The organism is Pseudomonas sp. GM49 (assembly GCF_000282355.1).
Lineage (GTDB): Bacteria > Pseudomonadota > Gammaproteobacteria > Pseudomonadales > Pseudomonadaceae > Aquipseudomonas.
The window spans coordinates 15609-34739 of record NZ_AKJL01000148.1 but is presented as its reverse complement, the minus strand read 5'-3'; the positions used below and the strand labels follow the sequence as shown (position 1 = coordinate 34739).

At 56.0% G+C, this 19131-nt stretch carries 18 protein-coding genes and 3 tRNA genes; 16 read left to right on the top strand and 5 right to left on the bottom strand.

Going from position 1 to position 19131, the window contains the following annotated elements; genetic code table 11:
* From PMI29_RS15365 to PMI29_RS15375, 3 genes are all read right to left on the bottom strand, one after another.
* The coding region (locus PMI29_RS15365; protein WP_007997919.1) for an ABC transporter substrate-binding protein at positions 1-733 on the bottom strand (733 nt) is incomplete at its 3' end.
* A gap of 135 nt (positions 734-868) precedes the next feature.
* Positions 869-1150: a peptidylprolyl isomerase gene (locus PMI29_RS15370; RefSeq protein ID WP_007984657.1), complete on the bottom strand. Its 282-nt coding sequence runs from the start codon at positions 1148-1150 to the stop codon at positions 869-871.
* A gap of 107 nt (positions 1151-1257) precedes the next feature.
* Positions 1258-2139 carry an esterase/lipase family protein gene (locus PMI29_RS15375; protein WP_007997918.1) on the bottom strand — a complete coding sequence of 294 codons (882 nt, stop codon included), beginning with the start codon at positions 2137-2139 and terminating at the stop codon, positions 1258-1260.
* A 334-nt stretch (positions 2140-2473) separates the two neighbouring features.
* Here PMI29_RS15375 and PMI29_RS15380 point away from each other — a divergent pair, with 334 nt between their 5' ends.
* Entirely contained in the window at positions 2474-3538 is a 1065-nt protein-coding gene (locus tag PMI29_RS15380; protein ID WP_007997917.1) for a hypothetical protein, read from the top strand.
* 72 nt (positions 3539-3610) lie between these two features.
* On the opposite strand, the gene PMI29_RS15385 is transcribed toward PMI29_RS15380, so the two are convergent.
* Both PMI29_RS15385 and PMI29_RS32850 read right to left on the bottom strand, forming a co-directional pair.
* Positions 3611-4675, bottom strand: a complete 1065-nt coding sequence (locus tag PMI29_RS15385) for a 3-deoxy-7-phosphoheptulonate synthase (RefSeq protein ID WP_007997916.1) — start codon at positions 4673-4675, stop codon at positions 3611-3613.
* Between the two features lie 337 nt (positions 4676-5012).
* On the bottom strand, positions 5013-5141 hold the full coding sequence (locus PMI29_RS32850) for a hypothetical protein (RefSeq protein ID WP_259674428.1): 129 nt from the start codon (positions 5139-5141) through the stop codon (positions 5013-5015).
* A gap of 162 nt (positions 5142-5303) precedes the next feature.
* On the opposite strand from PMI29_RS32850, the gene PMI29_RS15390 reads away from it, so the two are divergent.
* The 15 genes from PMI29_RS15390 to PMI29_RS15455 all read left to right on the top strand — a co-directional run bounded on the left by PMI29_RS15390 (position 5304) and on the right by PMI29_RS15455 (position 19127).
* A complete protein-coding gene (locus PMI29_RS15390) occupies positions 5304-6062 on the top strand; it encodes a carbon-nitrogen hydrolase family protein (protein ID WP_007997914.1) in 759 nt (252 codons plus the stop codon).
* A complete protein-coding gene (locus tag PMI29_RS15395) occupies positions 6062-6535 on the top strand; it encodes a GNAT family N-acetyltransferase (RefSeq protein ID WP_007997913.1) in 474 nt (157 codons plus the stop codon). The genes PMI29_RS15390 and PMI29_RS15395 overlap by 1 nt, the downstream gene beginning before the upstream one ends.
* A 97-nt stretch (positions 6536-6632) precedes the next feature.
* Positions 6633-7274 (top strand): response regulator transcription factor GacA, encoded by a 642-nt coding sequence (gene gacA / locus PMI29_RS15400; RefSeq protein WP_008015884.1) that lies wholly within the window; start codon positions 6633-6635, stop codon positions 7272-7274.
* A gap of 2 nt (positions 7275-7276) precedes the next feature.
* A complete protein-coding gene (gene uvrC, locus PMI29_RS15405; protein ID WP_007997912.1) occupies positions 7277-9100 on the top strand; it encodes an excinuclease ABC subunit UvrC in 1824 nt (607 codons plus the stop codon).
* A 32-nt stretch (positions 9101-9132) separates the two neighbouring features.
* Positions 9133-9693, top strand: a complete 561-nt coding sequence (gene pgsA, locus PMI29_RS15410) for a CDP-diacylglycerol--glycerol-3-phosphate 3-phosphatidyltransferase (protein ID WP_007992985.1) — start codon at positions 9133-9135, stop codon at positions 9691-9693.
* 63 nt (positions 9694-9756) lie between these two features.
* Positions 9757-9832, top strand: a tRNA-Gly gene (locus PMI29_RS15415).
* A 47-nt stretch (positions 9833-9879) separates the two neighbouring features.
* Positions 9880-9953 (top strand) — tRNA-Cys (locus PMI29_RS15420).
* 194 nt (positions 9954-10147) lie between these two features.
* Positions 10148-10234: transfer RNA gene (locus PMI29_RS15425), tRNA-Leu, on the top strand.
* A 160-nt stretch (positions 10235-10394) separates the two neighbouring features.
* A complete protein-coding gene (locus tag PMI29_RS15430; protein ID WP_007997911.1) occupies positions 10395-11705 on the top strand; it encodes a tyrosine-type recombinase/integrase in 1311 nt (436 codons plus the stop codon).
* A 2-nt stretch (positions 11706-11707) separates the two neighbouring features.
* Complete coding sequence (locus tag PMI29_RS15435) at positions 11708-12421, top strand: hypothetical protein (protein ID WP_007997910.1); 714 nt, start codon at positions 11708-11710, stop codon at positions 12419-12421.
* A 59-nt stretch (positions 12422-12480) separates the two neighbouring features.
* Positions 12481-12702: a helix-turn-helix transcriptional regulator gene (locus PMI29_RS15440; RefSeq protein WP_007997909.1), complete on the top strand. Its 222-nt coding sequence runs from the start codon at positions 12481-12483 to the stop codon at positions 12700-12702.
* 122 nt (positions 12703-12824) lie between these two features.
* Positions 12825-15290 (top strand): toprim domain-containing protein, encoded by a 2466-nt coding sequence (locus PMI29_RS15445; protein WP_033052369.1) that lies wholly within the window; start codon positions 12825-12827, stop codon positions 15288-15290.
* Entirely contained in the window at positions 15290-15580 is a 291-nt protein-coding gene (locus tag PMI29_RS15450) for a hypothetical protein (RefSeq protein ID WP_007899978.1), read from the top strand. The genes PMI29_RS15445 and PMI29_RS15450 overlap by 1 nt, the downstream gene beginning before the upstream one ends.
* Positions 15581-15916: 336 nt before the next feature.
* Positions 15917-16210: an HNH endonuclease gene (locus PMI29_RS32845; protein WP_274517874.1), complete on the top strand. Its 294-nt coding sequence runs from the start codon at positions 15917-15919 to the stop codon at positions 16208-16210.
* Between the two features lie 1420 nt (positions 16211-17630).
* Positions 17631-19127, top strand: coding sequence for an AAA family ATPase (locus PMI29_RS15455; protein ID WP_007997907.1), 1497 nt, complete (start codon positions 17631-17633; stop codon positions 19125-19127).
* Positions 19128-19131 lie beyond the last annotated feature (4 nt).

Below are 19131 nucleotides of genomic sequence, written 5' to 3'. Positions count from 1 at the left end.
CCTTGCCCCACCAGTCGGGGTTGCGCTCGAAAGTGATGCTGCGCCCGGAATCGATCTTGCCGACTTTATAGGGGCCACTGCCCAGCGGTGCTTCATAGCCGCCGCCACTGGCGAAGTCGCGGCTCTTCCACCAGTGTTCGGGAAACACCGGCAAGGTCGCGATATCCAGGGCCAGGGTGCGATTTTCGTTGTTCTTGAAATCAAAGCGGACAGTCAGCGGCGATTCCACTTCGACGTCTTTGACGTCGGCGAACTGGGTGCGGTAACGCAGGCTGCCCTGGGTCATCAGAAGGTTGAAGGTATAACGCACGTCTTCGGCGGTAATCGGTTTGCCATCGGCAAAGCGCGCCTTGGGGTTGAGGTAAAAGCGCAGGGAAAGACCGTCTTCGGAACGCTCCATCTTCTCTGCCACCAGACCGTACACGGTGTACGGCTCGTCCAGCGAGCGCTGGGCCAGTGGTGAATAAAGCAGTCCATCGATTTGCGTGACGCCGATACCTTTGTCGATATACGGCAGGACATGGTCGAACTGGCCTATTTCGATGGCCGAGCGACGCAGGGTGCCGCCCTTGGGGGCTTGCGGGTTGGTATAGGCGAAGTGACTGAAACCGGCAGGGTATTTCGCCGGTTCACCGTAAACGGTCAACGCATGCTGCGGTTCAGCATTCACACCAGCGGCACCCATCAGCAGGGCCACGGCAGTGAACAACAAGGTAGAGAAAGCCGGTCGCATTGTCAGCCTTAGAGCCGGGTGGTCGTTAACGACAATTTGTACGCTAGCGGCGCGTCCCTCGCCAGCCGTATTACGCGTCGCAAACACAACGGCCCACCAAAAGGCGGGCCGTTGTGTGAATAGCTCAAGCGTGAATCAGTCCTGGCGACTGGTCACTTCCAGCAGGTGGTAACCGAACTGGGTCTTGACCGGGCCCTGGACCACATTGATCGGTGCGCTGAAGACCACGGTGTCGAATTCCTTGACCATCTGGCCCGGACCGAACGAACCCAGGTCACCGCCCTGGCGGCTCGAAGGGCAGGTGGAGTTTGCCTTGGCAACTTCGGCGAAATCGGCGCCAGCCTCGATTTGGGCCTTGAGTTCGTTGCACTTGGCTTCGGAAGCAACAAGGATGTGACGGGCAGTGGCTTTAGCCATGGGAAAATACTCCTATCAATATACGGTAAAGTGCTGAGCCTACCGGATTCAGTGAGCTATTTCTCCTCAAAGTTCCGTTCCGCGAGCGATCCACGGCAGGTGGCACCTCAAAGTCCGGCGCCCCTCAAGCGCTCGGCATGCTGGACATACAGTTCAATCGGGTCGACACCTGTGCGCAACTGGCCGGTCGGTTGGCCAATGGTGTCCAGATGATCCAGTGCGTAGTCGGAACGGATAACCGTGCCCAGATGGGAGCTGAAGCGACCGACCAAACCGTCGTTCTGCTCGCTTTCCGTGACGAAATAACCGGAAAGGGCCCGGCAGAAGGCGTTGAGCGGATCGAGCGCATTGAGCCCTTCCTTGAGAACATTCGACTGCAGCACGCCGCTCCACGAGTAGTAACGAACACCGTTGACCCGTTCGCGCCCCTTGCCACCCCAGGTGGCGGGCAGCCCTTGCGGGTATTTGTCATTGAATGCGCCTACACCCTCGGTGGTCAGTGCATTGAGGGCCGCAATGGCGTTCTGTGGCTGGTACTGATTGTCGCTTAATGTCGCGAGGAAGTCGGCGAACAGGGTCACCACCGTCTCGGCCACATGTTCCGGCAGACGGTCCGGTGTCAATGCCTTGCGCAGGAAATCGGCGAGCTCCGAGCCATGGTTCGGCCCGCTGACAGAAGTCACCGATGCCACACTGTGTGGCGCAACCGCTGCGGCATAACGTGCGGCCAGTGCACCCTGGCTATGGCCTATGAGGTTGACTTTGCGTGCACCGGTTCCTTCCAGTACCCGCTCGATCTGTGCGAGCAATTGGTTGCCGCGTACTTCGTTGTCGTGGATGGCCGACAAGTGGGGAACGAACACTCTTGTTCCGGCGTTCCTCAGCGCCTGCCTGATGTCGTGAAAGAGCTCGAACTTGCCGATTTTTTCGAAGCCGAACAACCCATGGACCAGCAGGATTGGATAACAGGTGCTTGCATTCCTTTGCATGTTCATACCTTTTCGCAGATGTTCGTTGGGACTGCATGGCGCTTCACTCTAAAACACTCGAGGTTGGCGCGATGTATGAAATGTCCGCCGAAATTTGCGGAAAGCGGAATAGAACAAGTGCGAATGTTCAAGAGCGGTTGAGGCCTTAGTCGGAATAGATTGAGGACTTTTTACGGCAATCAGGTTCCTGCTGACCAAAGACCTACTTCGTATGTATCGATTTTCCGAGCGAGCCGGAGTGAGTGGCCGACATCACGACTGTTTGCCATGGGGTTAAATAGCCGTCCCAAGCCGGCACCTGTTCGGTGTTTATTCCATGGACTGGAGCGAATGAATGACTGTTCATGAACCCGATATCCTGAATCTCGCGCAGCAATCATTGCCACCTCCCATACTTGAGCAGGCGGAAAACGGCGTTCTGAACCCCTCTGACAAAAAAGCCGTCATCAGGGTCCAGCCTTATCCAGGCATGACCTGCGGTGACAAATTGCTATTGAATTGGGCGGGGCTGGATACCGATGGCCTCGCCTGCAATCATCAGGTGACGCGTTTTGTCAGTGAGGACCGGGTCGGCGAGGACATCATCTTTGCCGTGGGTAGCGCACATATCGCGGCGCTTGAGGGCGGTTCACTCGAAATCGGTTACTCACTCACGAGCACCCTTTTTGCCGAACCCGTGCACTCTCATCGTTTGCAACTGAGTGTAGGTGATGTGCAATCCGACCTGTTGCCTGCGACGGTAAACGATGCGGTGGGTAGAACGCTTGATCCGGATCGGGTGAAAGAAGGGGCGATCGTTACGATCAAGCCCTATGCGCGCATGGCGGCGGGCGACTGGGTGTTGCTGACCTGGGCTGGCGTTTCGGTCGAAGCAAGTTTCAGTGATGCACTCAAGGTCGAGTCCTTTGCGGTGGGGGACGAACTGTCGTTTTGGGTCAGCCCGGAGTGCATTGCGCTCAATCTGGGTTCCACCGTTTCCGTCGATTACTGCGTCAAGCAAGCAGGGCATGGTCCTCGTTACTCTGAAGTAACGGCACTGATGATTGGCATCCTGGAGCGCAGACCTCTGTCTGCACCCACTGTATTGGAAGCCGACGAAGGTTGGGTGGACCTGCATGATGCGCAGGATGGCGTGACCGTCGTCATCGAAAACGCCAGGGTGGAAAGAGGAGAGCTGATTTACCTTAAATGCGATGGGGAGAGATTCAATCACTCTGACGAGCGCGAAATAACCAGGGACACCGAGGGCGAGCCGTTGGTGTTCATCGTTCCCTACCGGTTCTGGAGGGAGCATCGAGATACCGCGATCCGGGTTTCCTGTTCAGTCGAGCGCCTTGACGGCACCCGCCAGCAATCCGGGGTGACACTGGTTCAAGTGCAGTCCCTGATGGGGCATTGATTGCCATTTGCCCTCCAGTCTTCGCATGAAGGCCGGAGGGCGGACGGATGATGCCGGCTATTGGGCGTAGTTTTACGCTCGTAGCCGATCTGCCGCTTCAAGCAGCAGTTGTTCTGTCCCGGCCCAGCCAAGGCAGCCATCGGTCACTGACACACCGTATTGCAATGACGAACTTAACGGCTGGCAGCCCTCGAATAAATGGCTCTCGATCATCATGCCGATCAGCGAGCGATCACCTTGCAGACGCTGTTCAAGTACATCCTTGAACACGGCTGGCTGGCGCAACGGGTCTTTGCCGCTATTGGCGTGACTGCAATCGACCATGATTCGAGCCGGAATCTTGAGCCTGGTCAGGTCGCTGTTCACCTGGGCGACGCTGGCGCTGTCGTAGTTGGGCCCGCGATGGCCGCCGCGCAATACCAGGTGAGTGTCCGCATTGCCCGGTGTTTGAATGATCGCCGGATGTCCCTGGCTATCGACACCGAAATGGCGATGGGGATGGGCGGCGGAACGCATGGCGTCGCTGGCGACAGCGACACCACCGTCAGTCCCGTTCTTGAACCCTACAGGCATGCCCAGGCCGCTGGCCATTTCCCGATGGATCTGCGACTCCGTGGTCCGGGCGCCAATCGCCACCCAGCTCAACAGATCGTCGAAGTAGCCGGCCGCCATCGGTTGCAGCAGTTCAGTGGCAACGGGCAGGCCCAGGCGGAGCATTTCGCGCATCAGCTGGCGGGACAGCGTCAGGCCGGCGGCCATGTCATCGCTGCCATCCAGGTGCGGATCGTAAGCCAGGCCTTTCCAGCCAACCGTGGTACGGGGTTTTTCGACGTAGGCGCGCATCACCAGCAGCATTTGGTCGCTGACTTCGGTGGCGAGGCGGGCAAGGTTGCCGGCGTATTCGAGGGCTGAATTCGGATCGTGTATCGAGCATGGTCCGACGATGACCAGCAGACGGGAATCTTCACCGTTGAGGATCGCGCGAACCGCCTGGCGGTGGGCGGTGACTTGCCGGGTCAGGGCGTTGCTGAGGGGCAATTGCTGTTTGAGTTGCAATGAGCTGGGCAGACGCATGGTCAGTGCTTCATTGGCAGGGCTCAAGGTGGACAGCGGCAGTGCAGAGACGGACGAGTTCATATTCAAGGCTTCCTGGGCTGGTGGCGGGTTCATGCCCGCGCACTCGGCCCTACTGGGGTGTTCGACAATTGGCCAAATTGGCTGCGTGTGTGTACTTGCCACCTGTGGGTGACCGATCGGAGGCGGCAGGCTGTCCCGAGCGGAGGGTGGTAAATCGCCAGGCGGTAAAACTGTCGTAACGGTAATAAGTGGCGTAGTTCATGTTCTGAATCCTCTAAATGTCTGGTGTGTCGCTAAAAGTGTTGGGGCTGAAAAAACAAAACCCCCGGTCGGGAGGCCGACCGGGGGTTGAGAATTCTCTGGTGGCGACCCGTTTAAAGTGGGCGCCGTGTGGGTATCAGGCGCGCCAGTGGCTAAACCAATACCCAAAATAAAAGCTGACCGGAGCACAACCGTCGTTCACCCGGGCAGCCGCAACCGAGCGCAAGGCGCTGGCGGTACGAAGCTGCAAAAGGGTGTTGAACATGGTCTGTCTCCGATGGATGGACCGAGCTTACTAGAGGCCGGTACGCAGATTCAATCAGAAAATGCTATCAGGCAAGGACAACGCTTTCTATCGCTTGAGTGCCCTGAAGGTTGTGACACACTCTGCGCCTCTATGAAAAACGCATCGTCACAAGGACGCACCATGACGACACTTACCTTCGCCGCCGCCCAGTCGATTTCCATCGCTGGAGATCTCGCCGGCAATATCGCCAAGCATCAACATTTCATCCAGGTGGCTGCGGAGCAGGGCGTGCAATTGCTGGTGTTCCCGGAGCTATCGCTGACCGGCTACGAACGGGGGCTCGCGGCACAGTTGGCTATTGCACCGGACGCGGCCGTACTGCAGCCGCTGCGTGATTTTGCCCGGGAAGTCGGCGTGACGGCTGTCGTCGGCATGCCCATTCGACTGTCGGACACATCGCCCGTGCTGATTGGCGCGCTGACATTGGGTGCCGATGGTTCTCTCGGGGTCTACAGCAAGCAGCATCTGCATCCGGGGGAGGAGGTGGCGTTTGCGTCGGGATCGGGAGGCGCGCCTCTGAAAATTGGCGCCGATACCATTGCGTTGGCAGTGTGCGCAGATTTCACCCATGCCGATCATGCGGCTATGGCCGCACAGAACGGCGCTGGCATATATGCCGCTGGTGTGTTGATCACTGCAAAAGGCTACGACCCGGATACCGCACTGTTACAGGGCTACGCCGCTGGCCATTCAATGGTGGTGTTGATGGCCAACCATGGCGGTGCAACGGGTGGCTGGGAGTCGGCAGGACGTAGCGCGGTGTGGGCGTCGGACGGTTCGCTGATTGCGGCCGCCGCCGGTACCGGCAACCAGATGGTCATTGCCCGGCGTAATCCCGCGGGCTGGACCGGGGAGGTGTTGGTGGTGGAGCCAGCGTGATGGAGCGCCAATGGCGTCCGGCAACGCCTGATGACCTGGAGTTCGCCCGCGAGCTGACCTGCAAAAGCATGCTGCGTTACTACATTCAGCATGATTTGTTGTGGCAGGACGAGGCGTTTGACGTGGCTTGGGCAGGGCGGGACAACCGATTGATTGCATGGGGCGACAATGTCCTGGGTTATGTCAGTCTGAGCCGTGATGCCAGCGCCTTATACATCCGCGAATTGCATATCGTCGAAGTGTTTCGTGGTCAGGGCAATGGTTCCTGGGTGATCAATCAGGTACTGGCTCTGGCGCGCCAGGAGCGGCGCCCGGCGTTGCGCCTGACGGTTTTTGAAAACAACCCGGCCCGAGCGTTGTACGAGCGCAAGGGACTGAGGGTGGTGGGCAAGGACGAATGTTTCCTGAGGATGCAGCTGGACATCTCCGATCGGGATTGCTGCAACACGCTTGCAACAAGCCTTTCAAGATGAATTGAAACTTTTAATCTGACGCTTTCCGCTAGGTCTGCCAGATGCTTTTTGCTAAGGTGTCTGGCAACCGAATAAGACCATATCGCGAGGTGTCTGCTTGATTAGGGTGCTAGTAGTCGATGACCATGATCTCGTTCGTACAGGCATTACACGAATGCTGGCTGACATCGATGGCCTGCAAGTAGTCGGCCAGGCCGAGTCGGGTGAGGAATCCCTGCTCAAGGCGCGAGAGCTGAAACCCGATGTGGTGTTGATGGACGTCAAGATGCCGGGTATCGGCGGTCTTGAAGCCACTCGCAAATTATTGCGCAGTCATCCGGATATCAAGGTCGTCGCGGTGACCGTGTGTGAAGAGGACCCGTTTCCTACGCGGCTGTTGCAGGCCGGTGCAGCAGGGTACCTGACCAAGGGGGCAGGATTGCCGGAAATGGTCCAGGCCATCCGTCTGGTGTTCGCCGGTCAACGCTACATCAGCCCGCAAATTGCCCAGCAGCTGGCGATCAAGTCCTTCCAGCCCACCAACGATTCTCCTTTCGATGCCTTGTCGGAGCGGGAAATCCAGATCGCGCTGATGATCGTCGGCTGCCAGAAAGTACAGATCATTTCCGATAAATTGTGCCTGTCCCCGAAAACCGTGAACACCTACCGTTACCGCATCTTCGAAAAGCTTTCGATCAGCAGTGATGTCGAGTTGACGCTGTTGGCGGTTCGTCACGGCATGGTCGATGCCAGCCTCTGAAAATGACCGAAACCTTTGATCCGAGCGCCTTTCTGTCGACCGTTAGCGGGCGCCCCGGCGTGTACCGCATGTTCGACAGCGAAGCGCGGTTGCTCTACGTCGGCAAGGCGAAAAACCTCAAGAATCGCCTGTCGAGCTACTTTCGCAAGACCGGGCTTGCCCCCAAGACCGCCGCACTGGTAGCGCGTATCGCCCAGGTCGAAACGACGATCACGGCCAACGAAACCGAAGCCTTGCTGCTTGAGCAGACGCTGATCAAGGAATGGCGCCCGCCCTACAACATTCTGCTGCGCGACGATAAATCCTACCCCTACGTCTATCTCTCCGACGGAGAGTTTCCGCGCCTGAGCATTCATCGTGGTGCGAAAAAGGCCAAGGGCAAATATTTCGGTCCTTACCCTAGCGCTGGCGCGATTCGCGAAAGCCTGAGCCTGCTGCAAAAGACGTTTTTCGTACGGCAATGCGAAGACAGTTTTTTCAAGAACCGTACCCGTCCTTGCCTGCAATACCAGATCAAGCGCTGCAAGGCGCCTTGTGTCGGGCTGGTGGAGCCCCAAGTGTATGCCGAAGATGTGCGCCATTCGGTGATGTTTCTTGAAGGACGCAGCAATGCGCTGACAGACGAATTGTCCGCCGGGATGGAGGAAGCGGCGATCAATCTCGAGTTTGAACGAGCAGCCGAGTTGCGGGACCAGATTGCGTTACTGCGCAGGGTTCAGGATCAACAGAGCATGGAAGGCGGGACCGGAGACGTGGATGTGATTGCCGCGTTCGTCAACCCGGGCGGTGCCTGTGTTCACTTGATCAGCGTGCGAGGCGGGCGAGTACTGGGAAGCAAGAACTTCTTCCCTCAGGTTGGAATTGAAGAAGACGTTTCTGAAGTCATGGCCGCGTTTCTCGGCCAGTACTTCATCAGCAGTCCTGAGCGCGACTTGCCGAGCGAGCTGATCGTCAATGTGGTCCACGATGACTTTCCAACACTGATCGCCGCCATCGACGAATTGCGCGGTCGTGAACTGACCATCAGCCATCGCGTGCGGGGTACGCGGGCGCGCTGGCAGCAATTGGCGGTGACCAATGCCGAGCAGGCACTGAGTGCGCGCCTGGCGAATCGTCAGCACATTACGGCGCGCTTCGATGCGCTGGCCGAGGTGTTGAAGCTGGAAGAGCCTCCACAACGACTCGAGTGCTACGACATCAGTCACTCCAGTGGCGAGGCGACGGTGGCGTCCTGCGTGGTCTTCGGCCCCGAAGGCCCGATCAAATCCGATTACCGTCGGTACAACATCGAGGGCGTTACGGCTGGCGATGACTATGCGGCGATGCACCAGGCGTTGACCCGACGCTTCAGCAAACTGAAGGACGGGGAGGGCAAGCTGCCGGATATCCTGTTGGTGGATGGCGGTAAAGGCCAGTTGTCCATGGCCCGCGACGTGCTCGATGAATTGGCCGTGCCTGATCTGATTCTGCTCGGTGTGGCAAAAGGCGCGACGCGCAAGGCCGGTTTCGAAACCCTGTACCTGAACGACGCTGCACATGAGTTCACGTTGCGCGGCGATTCTCCCGCGCTGCACCTGATCCAGCAGATTCGCGACGAAGCCCACCGATTTGCCATCACCGGGCACCGCGCCCGGCGTGGAAAAACCCGTCGGACGTCTACACTGGAAGGCGTCGCCGGCGTCGGACCAACACGTCGGCGGGATTTGTTGAAACATTTTGGTGGATTGCAGGAGCTGTCTCGTGCAAGCATCGAAGAAATTGCCAAAGCCCCCGGGATCAGTAAAAAGCTCGCAGAGTTGATTTATGCAAATCTGCACAGCGAGTAGAATGCCCCCTCACCTCGTAGCCAGTTGTGCCGATGAATATCCCTAATCTGATTACCGTTCTACGCGTTCTGCTCATACCGATCTTCATTTTACTGTTCTACCTGCCTTACCAGTGGAGCTACCTGGCATCCGCCTCGGTCTTCGCATTCGCTGCCGCCACCGACTGGCTGGACGGGTACCTGGCCCGCCGCCTGGAACAAAGCACACCGTTCGGGGCTTTTCTCGATCCGGTTGCCGACAAACTGATGGTTGCGGTTGCATTGGTACTGTTGGTTCAGGAACACGGAAACCTGTGGCTCACGCTGCCAGCTGCCGTGATCATCGGCCGCGAGATTGTCGTCTCGGCACTGCGCGAATGGATGGCCGAACTGGGTGCTCGTGCCCACGTTGCCGTGTCGAACCTGGGCAAATGGAAAACCGCCGCGCAAATGCTGGCGTTGGTGATCTTGCTAGCCAATCCCAAGGATTTCAGTTTCTGGGTCTTGCTCGGCTACACCTTGCTGATGGTGTCCGCTGGCCTGACTTTGTGGTCGATGGTCCAGTACTTGCGGGCTGCCTGGCCACATCTGAAGACCGACGTTGAAAAGAAATAAAACTTTTTTGAATCAAAGGGTTGACGGGGCTTCTGGATTCTATAGAATGCGCCACACCAAGACGCGGGAATAGCTCAGTTGGTAGAGCACGACCTTGCCAAGGTCGGGGTCGCGAGTTCGAGTCTCGTTTCCCGCTCCAAGTTTGTACGCATTTGATGTCGCGCTACTAGATACCAAATGTTTTGAGGCCGAGTAGCAAAATGGTTATGCAGCGGATTGCAAATCCGCCTACGCCGGTTCGATTCCGACCTCGGCCTCCACTAATAAACAAGCTCCGTAGATCTATGATTTACGGAGCTTTTTTATTTGCAGTAGCCTGCAAGATTTAGTCTTGAAAAGGGTATTTGCGAACTTGCTTCACCGGGGCAGGATGTATATATTTCCACCTCTGCTGCACAGGCGTCAGAACTGCCAGATCGTTATTTGGCAAACCTGGACGCTTCACCGCGCTACCGCCCGAATGGCGAAACTGGTAGACGCATGGGACTTAAAATCCCCCGCTCGTAAGGGCGTGCCGGTTCGATTCCGGCTTCGGGCACCAATAGTATGGTTTCAGATGTTCCCGTAAGCATCTGAAACCTAGAGAAACCGGCCTTGTAGCCGGTTTTTTTGTGTCTGAATATCCCCGTATGTTCCTGTACAGCCCCACGATTTAGGTATACGTTTAGGTATACATCGGTTCGATATCGAGGCGTATACCTATGGCGCGCACCGTAACCCCCCTTACTGACCCCAAATGCGAGGCCGCCAAACCCCGCGCAAAGGACTACACCCTGTTCGACGGGCAAGGGCTTTTTTTGCTTGTAAGGGCCACCGGCACCAAGGTCTGGCGCTTCAAGTATAAAAAGCCAAGCGGTAAGCCTGGTCTGGCAACGTTCGGCAACTACCCGGCTCTCGGTCTGAAAGCCGCCCGCGCGCGTCGAGCCGATGCACTCGAGTTGCTGGCGCATGGCCAAGACCCCATCGAGAGCGCTAAGCAAGCAAAGATCGAGGCGGCCAATGAGGCGGGGAACACCTTTGAGGCGCTGGCCCTGGAATGGCACGCCAGCATGGCCGGCAAATGGTCGAAGGATCACGCGGTCAGGGTGCTGAAAGAGATTGAGGTTGATCTTTTCCCCATGCTGGGCAAACGCCCCGTATCCGACCTGAAAACCCGCGACCTGCTGGCCTGTCTGAAGACGGTAGAGAAGCGCGGCGCGCTTGATGTGGTTGGGCGACTGCGTCAGCGCATCGCCGGAATCATGCGAATCGCCGTTCAGCGCAATTTCATCGAATACAACCCGGCGCTTGATCTGGTGGGGGGGACTGCCACCCGCAAGACCAAACACCGCCCGGCCTTGCCCCTTGAGCGGTTGCCGGAGTTGTTGCAACGCTGCGCGGCTGACACCGGACGACCGCTTACCTGTCTTGCTGTAAGCCTCGCTTTACTGGTGTTCATTCGTTCTAGTGAGCTGCGTTTTGCTCGCTGGTCGGAGTTCGACTTTACCCGGAGCATGTGGACGATTCCCGGCGAACGGGCACCAATCGAGGGTGTCAAGAGGTCGCACCGAGGCGCCAAGATGGGGACGCCGCACCTTGTCCCTTTGTCACGCCAGACGCTTGAGGTGCTGGAACAGATACGCCGGCTGAGCGGTCGTTTTGAGCTGGTGCTGCCAGGAGATCACTACCACTGGCGGCCAATGTCAGAGAACACCGTAAACAAGTCACTGCGCCGCATGGGGTACGACACCAAGATAGAGATTTGCGGGCACGGTTTCCGCACTATGGCTTGTTCCGCGTTGGTCGAGTCCGGCCTGTGGTCGCGTGACGCGGTTGAACGGCAAATGAGCCACCAAGAGCGCAACGGTGTACGCGCGGCCTATATCCACAAGGCTGAGCACTTGGAGGAGCGCCGACAGATGATGACTTGGTGGGCCGATTACCTGGACGCCAACCGGGAAAAGCACATCACGCCCTACGAGTTTGCGCATAAGGTCTGTGTTGATGAGCCCAGAGCTCTAGGGGCGGTGTAAACATGATAAAACCTGACATGCTGCCGATCATTGAAGCGCACCTTACGCAATGGGATTGCGGGGAAAGTGAGTACACGCGGGAATTTCTGGCCGGGGTCATCCTTCGTGCTGAGATTGAACGAGCGCCAATTGATATTGACCTCGCATTTGAGTTGCCTTGTCAGGAGCTGGCCGGGCGAGCCCTTGACTGCTTGGTAAAGACCACCGGGTACAGTCCTGACTGGTTCGAATCATTGAGCGATTGCCAACACATGAAGTTTTCCAGCTTCGGCTTTCATTTGCCCAAATATGTCTGCTCGCTGCTGGATGTCCGATCATCTTGTCTATTGGTGCTAGGCCATATCGAAGAAGCGCGGCAGTTTGATCCAGACAGCCATGCGGAGTGCGCTGTTGAGGAGGTTCGAGAGCTGATCAAACGGTTGGAGTCACTTGAAATGGCAGTAGCGGAGCGCCATTTTTTGCAAAAGGACCTGCACTCCACCGTTGAAGCTGAGCAGGCAGTCAGGTCTGAGATTGCCCAAAAGTACAGGCAGAAGATGGAGACGGCCCGCGCCGGACGAACCGCCCTTCACGATTGGGCGGCAGTCGCCAAGCTGGAAGCGGAGTTGTTGGCTACCGGCAAGTCGCGGCGCGAGTTCGCAAATATCATCGAGCGGCGTTTAAAAATCCCGAAATCAACCTATCGAGAGTGGCGGCGTAAACAAACGACGGGGTAATTATTTGGCCGTTGTTTCGATAACTATCTTGTGAGCGTCACCCATACGGAGGCGCTCAAATGCACCCTGCAACGACTCCCGCAAAAGCTCTAATCCGCCAGCCAGCGCTGTGTCGCTGGTTGGACCTATCCCGCTCGGGCTTGGACAAGCTCCGCAAGAAAGACCCGACCTTCCCGAAGCCGATCAAAGACGGCGACACCCGCCAGGCTGCTGCGTATTACGTCTTGGCTGAGGTGGAGGCTTGGTTACGGACCAAGATTGAAGCGAGAGACGCAGTATGAGCCATTCATCAGCGCTTACAGCTTCCTGGAAGTTACGCGTGATGGCCGCCCTGCACGTTGATTCCTTCTCGTCTCTTTATAACTGGTCCTGGCGCAAAGCCAAGCAGCGCGGGGTGTAACCCATGAAAAGTCAAAACGGCGCCAAAGCGCCGGCGGGATCGGCTTGGCTGAAATCCATGATTGGGCCCGTAGCGCTCTACCTTCTTGGTGAGCCAAATGCCGCAATGAGCAAGCCGACCGAGTTTCGATTCGGAGCGCATGGCTCTTTATCCGTCGATCTGGAAAAGGGGGTATGGCACTCGCACGAAGACGGGCGCGGTGGCGGCGTATTGGATTTGATTGCCTGGAAAACCGGCATCACAAGTCGGGTCGAGCAAATGGGCTGGCTTGAGCAGGAAGGCTTAAAAGAAAAGCAGCCGGCGCCATGCCCTGATGTCCTACCTGCCAGCCGTCGCATATCGGCTTGTTATGACTACACCGACGAGGACGGCAACGTTCTTTTTCAAGTTGTCCGCTACGAACCAAAGGACTTTCGCCAGCGCCGCTCGGACGGAAAAGGCGGCTGGATATGGTCGGTGAAGGACGTGCGTCAGGTTCCCTACCGTCTGCCGCAGTTGCTACGCGCACCCTGGGATACGCCAGTGTTTGTCGTGGAGGGCGAGAAGGACGTACTGCGCCTGGAGTCGCTGGGGGTGGTCGCAACTTGCAACGCCGGCGGCGCTGGCAAGTGGCCTGATGCGCTCAACAAACCTTTCGCGCGTCGTCGGGTAGTGATTCTGGCGGATAACGACGAGCCGGGATATCAGCACGCCGACAAGGTTTGTCGGGCGCTGAGTTTGGCAGAGGCAGAAGTTCGCGTGCTCAACCTTCCAGGGCTGCTGCCGAAGGGCGACGTATCCGACTGGCTGGACGCGGGCGGCACCGTCGAGCAACTGCTGCAAATGGTGGGCACTCCCGGTAAACAGCAGTTCGAAGACGACGATCAGCAGTCAGTCGAGGAGCACTTCGAGCTCGGTGATGATGCTGACGAAAAGCAGAGCCAAGCTTCTCTGCTGGTCAAGTTCGTGGAGCAACGCTTCGAGTTGTTCCACGATCAAAACAAGGACGTTTTCGCCAAGGACCGAACGACCGGCGAAGTGCGTGATCTAGCCTCGCTCCAGTTCCGAGATGCACTGGTTGCCGGTTTTTACTCCGACAGCGGAAAAGCACCCCGAGATCAATCGGTCCGCGAGGCGCTGAGCACTCTGGCCGGCCTCGGTCGATTCCATGGAGACCGCGAGGAGGTAAACCGGCGCACTGCTGGTGCCGCCGGAGATTATTTTCTCGACCTGGCTGTATCAGGCAGTAGCCGAGCGGTTCGCATACGGCCAGGTAAGTGGGAGATCGTCGAGTCACCTGAGGCGATGTTCGTTCGGCCTGAATCCATGCAGCCGATTCCGGCTCCAGTTCCAGGTGGATCGATCGAGCAACTTTGGCATGTGGCGAACATCCCGCGCGGCTCCCGTCTGCTGGCCCTGGCGTGGCTGATCGAATGCCTGCGTCCTGATACACCTTATCCAGTGCTGGAGCTGCTGGGCGAGCAGGGCAGTGCCAAGAGCACGACACAAACGGCGCTGCGCCAGCTCATTGATCCGAATTCCTGTCCTTTGCGCAGTGCACCGAAGTCGTCGGAGGACCTATTCGTTTCTGCTGGTGTATGTGCGGTAGTGAGCCTGGAGAACGTCTCGCACTTGCCCGCAGCAACTCAGGATGCCATGTGCGTGTTGGCAACCGGAGGCGGGTTTGCCAAGCGCAAGCTGTACTCGGATGCCGACGAAAGTGTTATCAGCGTGAAGCGCCCCGTCGTGCTGAATGGAATATCAGCGGCAGTCACGGCGCAAGATCTGGTGGACAGAACGATCACTATCGAGACGCCGGTTATCAGCGAGCGGCTGGAAGTGACAGACCTTTGGCGAGAATACGAAGCCGAGCGTCCGTGTTTTCTGGGGGCGCTGCTGGATATTTTCGCCAAGGCGCTGGAGTTAGTTCCGCAGATGTACATCCCCGCTGACGAGCGTCCGCGGCTGGTTGAATTCGCTCGTCTGGGTATGGCTGTCGCCGCCGCAGCGGGACATGAGCCCGAGGATTTCCTGCACGAGTTCAATTCCAGTCGGCAGGAAAGTCTGGCTCGCACCATTGACGCTAGCCCGGTAGCTGCCGCCGTAGTGGAACTGGTCGAGGCGCGCCCGCAAGGAGTGACCGCATCAGTAAAAGAGATTCTGCTTATCCTGGAGCAGTACCGTCCAACTGGCTGCGATTCGTGGCCGCGTTCCGCGAAGGGGTTAGGGGACGCCCTGCGACGTGCCGCTCCCGCTCTTCGGCAGATAGGCATCGAGTGCAAGCCCCTGGGTAAATCTGGGGGGACGGTGAAGTGGGGAATCGGGAGAAAGTTATCGAAACAATGTCCTGCAAGTCCTGATGTCCTGCCAGACGATCACCCCGAACAGGACATTGGGACTTGCAAGACTTCGAGTCGGCAACTATCCCCCGACACCGCCAGTACCTCGGCAGACATGGTCTTCGATGAGTCCGACGCGGAGGCCTTCTGATGGGAGTTATCGACTATCTCCATGACCGTGGGTTCAGTGCCGAGGTGGTGGGCAACCGCTTATGGGTCTCACCATCTAGCAGGCTGACACAGGAGGAGCGCCGCTATATCAAGTTGCACCGTTTGGAGCTGATGGTCGAAGTTGTGGCCAACGATGGTGAAGCCCGCAGCAGTCACTGGACAGTGCTCGTGACAGGGTACAGCCCCTTCACAATGATCGTAGAGCCGATGACCTATACCGAAGCCTTGGCTGAAGCCCGAATGCTGTGGCCTGAAGCGAATGTAGAGTAACGTTTAGCCCGGATAACTACCGGGCTTTATACTTTTACACAATTGATTGGTGATGATTTCGCCTGCATGGGTGTCAGGGAATACTTGACCAGTTCAGGTTGCCTCCAGACTACTTGATCGCTGCTTTTGTTTTGGCGTAGATTTGCTCTTGTCGTTCCCTTAAAGGGGCGATGTTGGGCCGGTTCGAGTGACTCGACTGGTACCGTTTCTCGCCTTTCGGCGCAGCGGACTTCCTTTTTCATACAGGAGACCGCCGTGGCCCATAAATCTGTTATCAAACATCGTTCCGCTGCTTTCGATCGCCAATGTGGCCGCTGCTATTACTGCGGCTTTCAGATGTGGCGCGATACTCCTGAGGCCTTCGCCCGCATCTATGGCCTTACCCTTCGACAGGCTAGGCACTTCCGATGCACAGCCGAGCATCTGGTCGCCAGGCAGGATGGCGGGAGAGACACCCGCTTCAACATCGCAGCCGCCTGCCTGCGGTGCAATCAGCGCCGACATAAGCTCAAAGATGCACCTGAGCCTAAGGAATACAAGGCTCTAGTGCAGAAGAAGCTGAGCAAAGGTGGCTGGCACCCGCTCCCAGCAGGTACCCATTTATCACCCTGGTCAGCAAGGCGGCCTTGACTGGCCTAGATGCGTCTATCGGTAAAAGTCGCTTACGGCAAAGCCAAGGTGTTACTGCCCGATCTATGCCAGCGCAATGAATGCACCGGCGATTTCTTCGCCACCAGTGCAACCGATTGAGGTCAATCGGGGGATTGGCGTACTCGAGCAGACTGTGGTGTCGAGTATAGGGTTATGCTTTTTCCTGAGCTGCTAGAAAAATATAGGTGCACAGCGACAGAAAAGCTGCTGCGCTCACGACTCCTGCTATGGGCAGTATCAGAAAATTCATCTTTCACCAATGGCCTAACGTTCGGTTAAGGGGCGACCACGAGTGAAGCTTTCGGGCGTCCCGAGTGGGCGAAGCGAACGGACTTGACCTGTTTTTTTACGTCATGTACTAATTATAAATATTGAGCGTGCTATCTTTTTTTGCAGGCATTTAGAGCGGCAATGGTTACTGTGCGCCTAGGGTCATCAGGAGGGTAAATGGGATGCACATGCGCTGATGCTCTAGTACCCTCAGGTGTGTCGGTGAATTCAATAACTAAGCCAATTGGAGGGGTGCCAGCACCGTGATTTCCGGTAACAGTTACTCGATAGGACGTAGTTGTGACCTCCCAAAAAGGCCCCATTCGTGTGGCCTCGGTTTGCCAATATTTACCCACACAACGGCCCGCTTGAGTTACGTCGCCAGCTAAATACATGGTTGAAAATGGTGGCTCCTGTAGTGTCCGGGTCGCAGTTATTATTCCGACGCTGCAACCATCAAGCGCTAACAGCAGAGGAAGAAAAAAAGAAAAATATCGCATCCGCATAATGGTGCTCCAGATAATCATGATTTGGCTAGATTGGCGTACGATTATAAATAGACACCAAATGCTGCGATAATGCTTTCACCGGCTTGATGGATAACAACATTCCTTGTCCTCTCGTTTCCCCCAACCAAGCGGGGCATTGTGATAGTCGGGTGAAGCGCTCAAAGGGGGTTACATACCATGGACGGAAAGCCCATTCTGCTTGATAAATTCCGGCATCAGACCCAGCATAGCTACTCATTTGCCATCGTTCCATCAACCGGCGGCTTTCAACCGAGGCTGTGTAAAAACGTTTTAGAGCAGGTTTGATGGTCAGAACCAGAACGAAAATCGCGTTCCTACACAAATTTCAGGTCTACTGACTAGCCAAGCGCTGGCAGGTTTTACGTAGCAACGCAGATTTCCATACGGTGTCTGCGTTTCTACACATTCTGAACCCATAGCGGCCAGTCGTGGCAGGCAGAAAACGGCCAGAAGCGGGCAGTAGCATCGATCAGATTCAGATGAGCCGAATTTTGGACAGAATTGGTCTTCGGCGGCTATCGATGGTGAACTCCAATCATCGGTTGCCTGAAATGACTGCTATCTAGACTTAATGTGAACATCCTGCTAGCGTCTTCGAGATGGATATTTATATTTGCAGTCGATTTTTCGTTGGAGCACCATCGGGCGTTCCGTATCCGCACATCCTACTTGCGAGGGACGGCTGGAATGATTATTCCTATTATACATTGTTTGACGTGCAGTTAAGGGTGAACGAAAGCTCTCAAGTAGACCTTGATGAACTAAAAATAATGATGGATGGTCAACTTGAGGGTATTGAGAGTCGACCGTTCCAAGGTTTATTGCCCGGCACATTAATTCCCAAGGCCATTCTAGGGTCTATTTGTTCACTTAGTTCAAAAAAGAAATACTACGATACTCTCGCAGCACTAGATGTGAGCTTGGCACGTGACGTGCTAAAAGCTCTTAACGATGCGTCATTTCTTCTTGATGTGAAGCGTCGTTTTCAAGAGCAGCCATGTTTTCAGATATCCCTGCTTAGAGATTTAGCGGCGCGCGAGTTACTTGACGACGCTGGTATTGTCTTCGGAGCAGAACAGCAATTAATAAGCGCATTTACTGCCAGAATACTGCTGGAGGGAGCGAGCGCCCCCCATGAGTTTTACTTTGACTTCTACTCCAAACTGGGCGCTCCTCGACGAATACAATCGATTGTCGGTTTAAATGGCGTCGGAAAAACCCAAGTAATGGCAAGGCTTGCAATGTTGATGAGTCGCTTTTCGAAGCAAGCCATAAAAGAAAAGCGATCTGCCCTTCAAGGCGATGACGTTCTTAATCCTGTCCCATCAGTATACGGCGTTGTAGCTGTCTCTTTTAGCGCGTTTGACGAATTCGAACGCCCTACGCAGTCGCAAGGTGAGAAATTTAAATACAGTTACTGCGGCTTACAAAGCCATAGAGGGCGTCTCAAGAATAAAGAAGATCTTCTAGAGGAAATTAAATCTACCCTAGCCAGCCTATCTAATGAAAAAAGAGACTTACTAAAAAAAGTTCTTGGGAATCTAGTTCGGGTTGATGATTTGGAGACCTTCATTGATGAGCCGGAAAATAATGAAAGTCTGTACGAACGCTTGAGCGCAGGGCAGCGTCTGGCCCTTAATTGTGTGTTCCACATTCTTTCCAAAATTGATCGTCGAACATTAATTCTGTTTGATGAGCCCGAGTTGCATTTACATCCCCAGTTGCTGACTGGCCTCCTAAATACGCTTAGTGAGATTTTGGAAAGCCAAGACTCGTTTGCAATTATTGCAACACACTCTCCCTTGGTAATTCAGCAGCTCCCTATGGAATGTGTCCACGTGCTTCGTCGGGATAGGATGACTCCGATGGTTCTGAAGCCAACTTTTCAGACATTTGGAGAAAGCTTATCAGAACTCACTAAATTCGTCTTCTCATCCACAGAGGCAGATCGTGACTATCGGTCGGTCTTGGATCGTATGTATATTGAGGCGAATAATGATATTGAAGCTGTGCGTGCGATCTTCAGCAATCAATTGAGTTTGAGCGCAGATATTTACCTGGAATCTTTGCAGGAAGGAAGGGCGACGCTGAAATGAGATA

Excerpts from the sequence above, each read along its gene's own strand:
- uvrC (WP_007997912.1), top strand. The coding sequence starts at position 7,277 with ATGACCGAAACCTTTGATCCGAGCGCCTTTCTGTCGACCGTTAGCGGG.
- PMI29_RS15370 (WP_007984657.1), bottom strand. The coding sequence starts at position 1,150 with ATGGCTAAAGCCACTGCCCGTCACATCCTTGTTGCTTCCGAAGCCAAG.
- PMI29_RS32845 (WP_274517874.1), top strand. The coding sequence starts at position 15,917 with ATGTGGCGCGATACTCCTGAGGCCTTCGCCCGCATCTATGGCCTTACC.
- PMI29_RS32850 (WP_259674428.1), bottom strand. The coding sequence starts at position 5,141 with ATGTTCAACACCCTTTTGCAGCTTCGTACCGCCAGCGCCTTGCGCTCG.
- PMI29_RS15390 (WP_007997914.1), top strand. The coding sequence starts at position 5,304 with ATGACGACACTTACCTTCGCCGCCGCCCAGTCGATTTCCATCGCTGGA.
- PMI29_RS15445 (WP_033052369.1), top strand. The coding sequence starts at position 12,825 with ATGAAAAGTCAAAACGGCGCCAAAGCGCCGGCGGGATCGGCTTGGCTG.
- pgsA (WP_007992985.1), top strand. The coding sequence starts at position 9,133 with ATGAATATCCCTAATCTGATTACCGTTCTACGCGTTCTGCTCATACCG.
- PMI29_RS15440 (WP_007997909.1), top strand. The coding sequence starts at position 12,481 with ATGCACCCTGCAACGACTCCCGCAAAAGCTCTAATCCGCCAGCCAGCG.
- PMI29_RS15435 (WP_007997910.1), top strand. The coding sequence starts at position 11,708 with ATGATAAAACCTGACATGCTGCCGATCATTGAAGCGCACCTTACGCAA.
- PMI29_RS15375 (WP_007997918.1), bottom strand. The coding sequence starts at position 2,139 with ATGCAAAGGAATGCAAGCACCTGTTATCCAATCCTGCTGGTCCATGGG.
- PMI29_RS15380 (WP_007997917.1), top strand. The coding sequence starts at position 2,474 with ATGACTGTTCATGAACCCGATATCCTGAATCTCGCGCAGCAATCATTG.
- PMI29_RS15385 (WP_007997916.1), bottom strand. The coding sequence starts at position 4,675 with ATGAACTCGTCCGTCTCTGCACTGCCGCTGTCCACCTTGAGCCCTGCC.
- PMI29_RS15450 (WP_007899978.1), top strand. The coding sequence starts at position 15,290 with ATGGGAGTTATCGACTATCTCCATGACCGTGGGTTCAGTGCCGAGGTG.
- PMI29_RS15395 (WP_007997913.1), top strand. The coding sequence starts at position 6,062 with ATGGAGCGCCAATGGCGTCCGGCAACGCCTGATGACCTGGAGTTCGCC.
- PMI29_RS15430 (WP_007997911.1), top strand. The coding sequence starts at position 10,395 with ATGGCGCGCACCGTAACCCCCCTTACTGACCCCAAATGCGAGGCCGCC.
- PMI29_RS15455 (WP_007997907.1), top strand. The coding sequence starts at position 17,631 with ATGGATATTTATATTTGCAGTCGATTTTTCGTTGGAGCACCATCGGGC.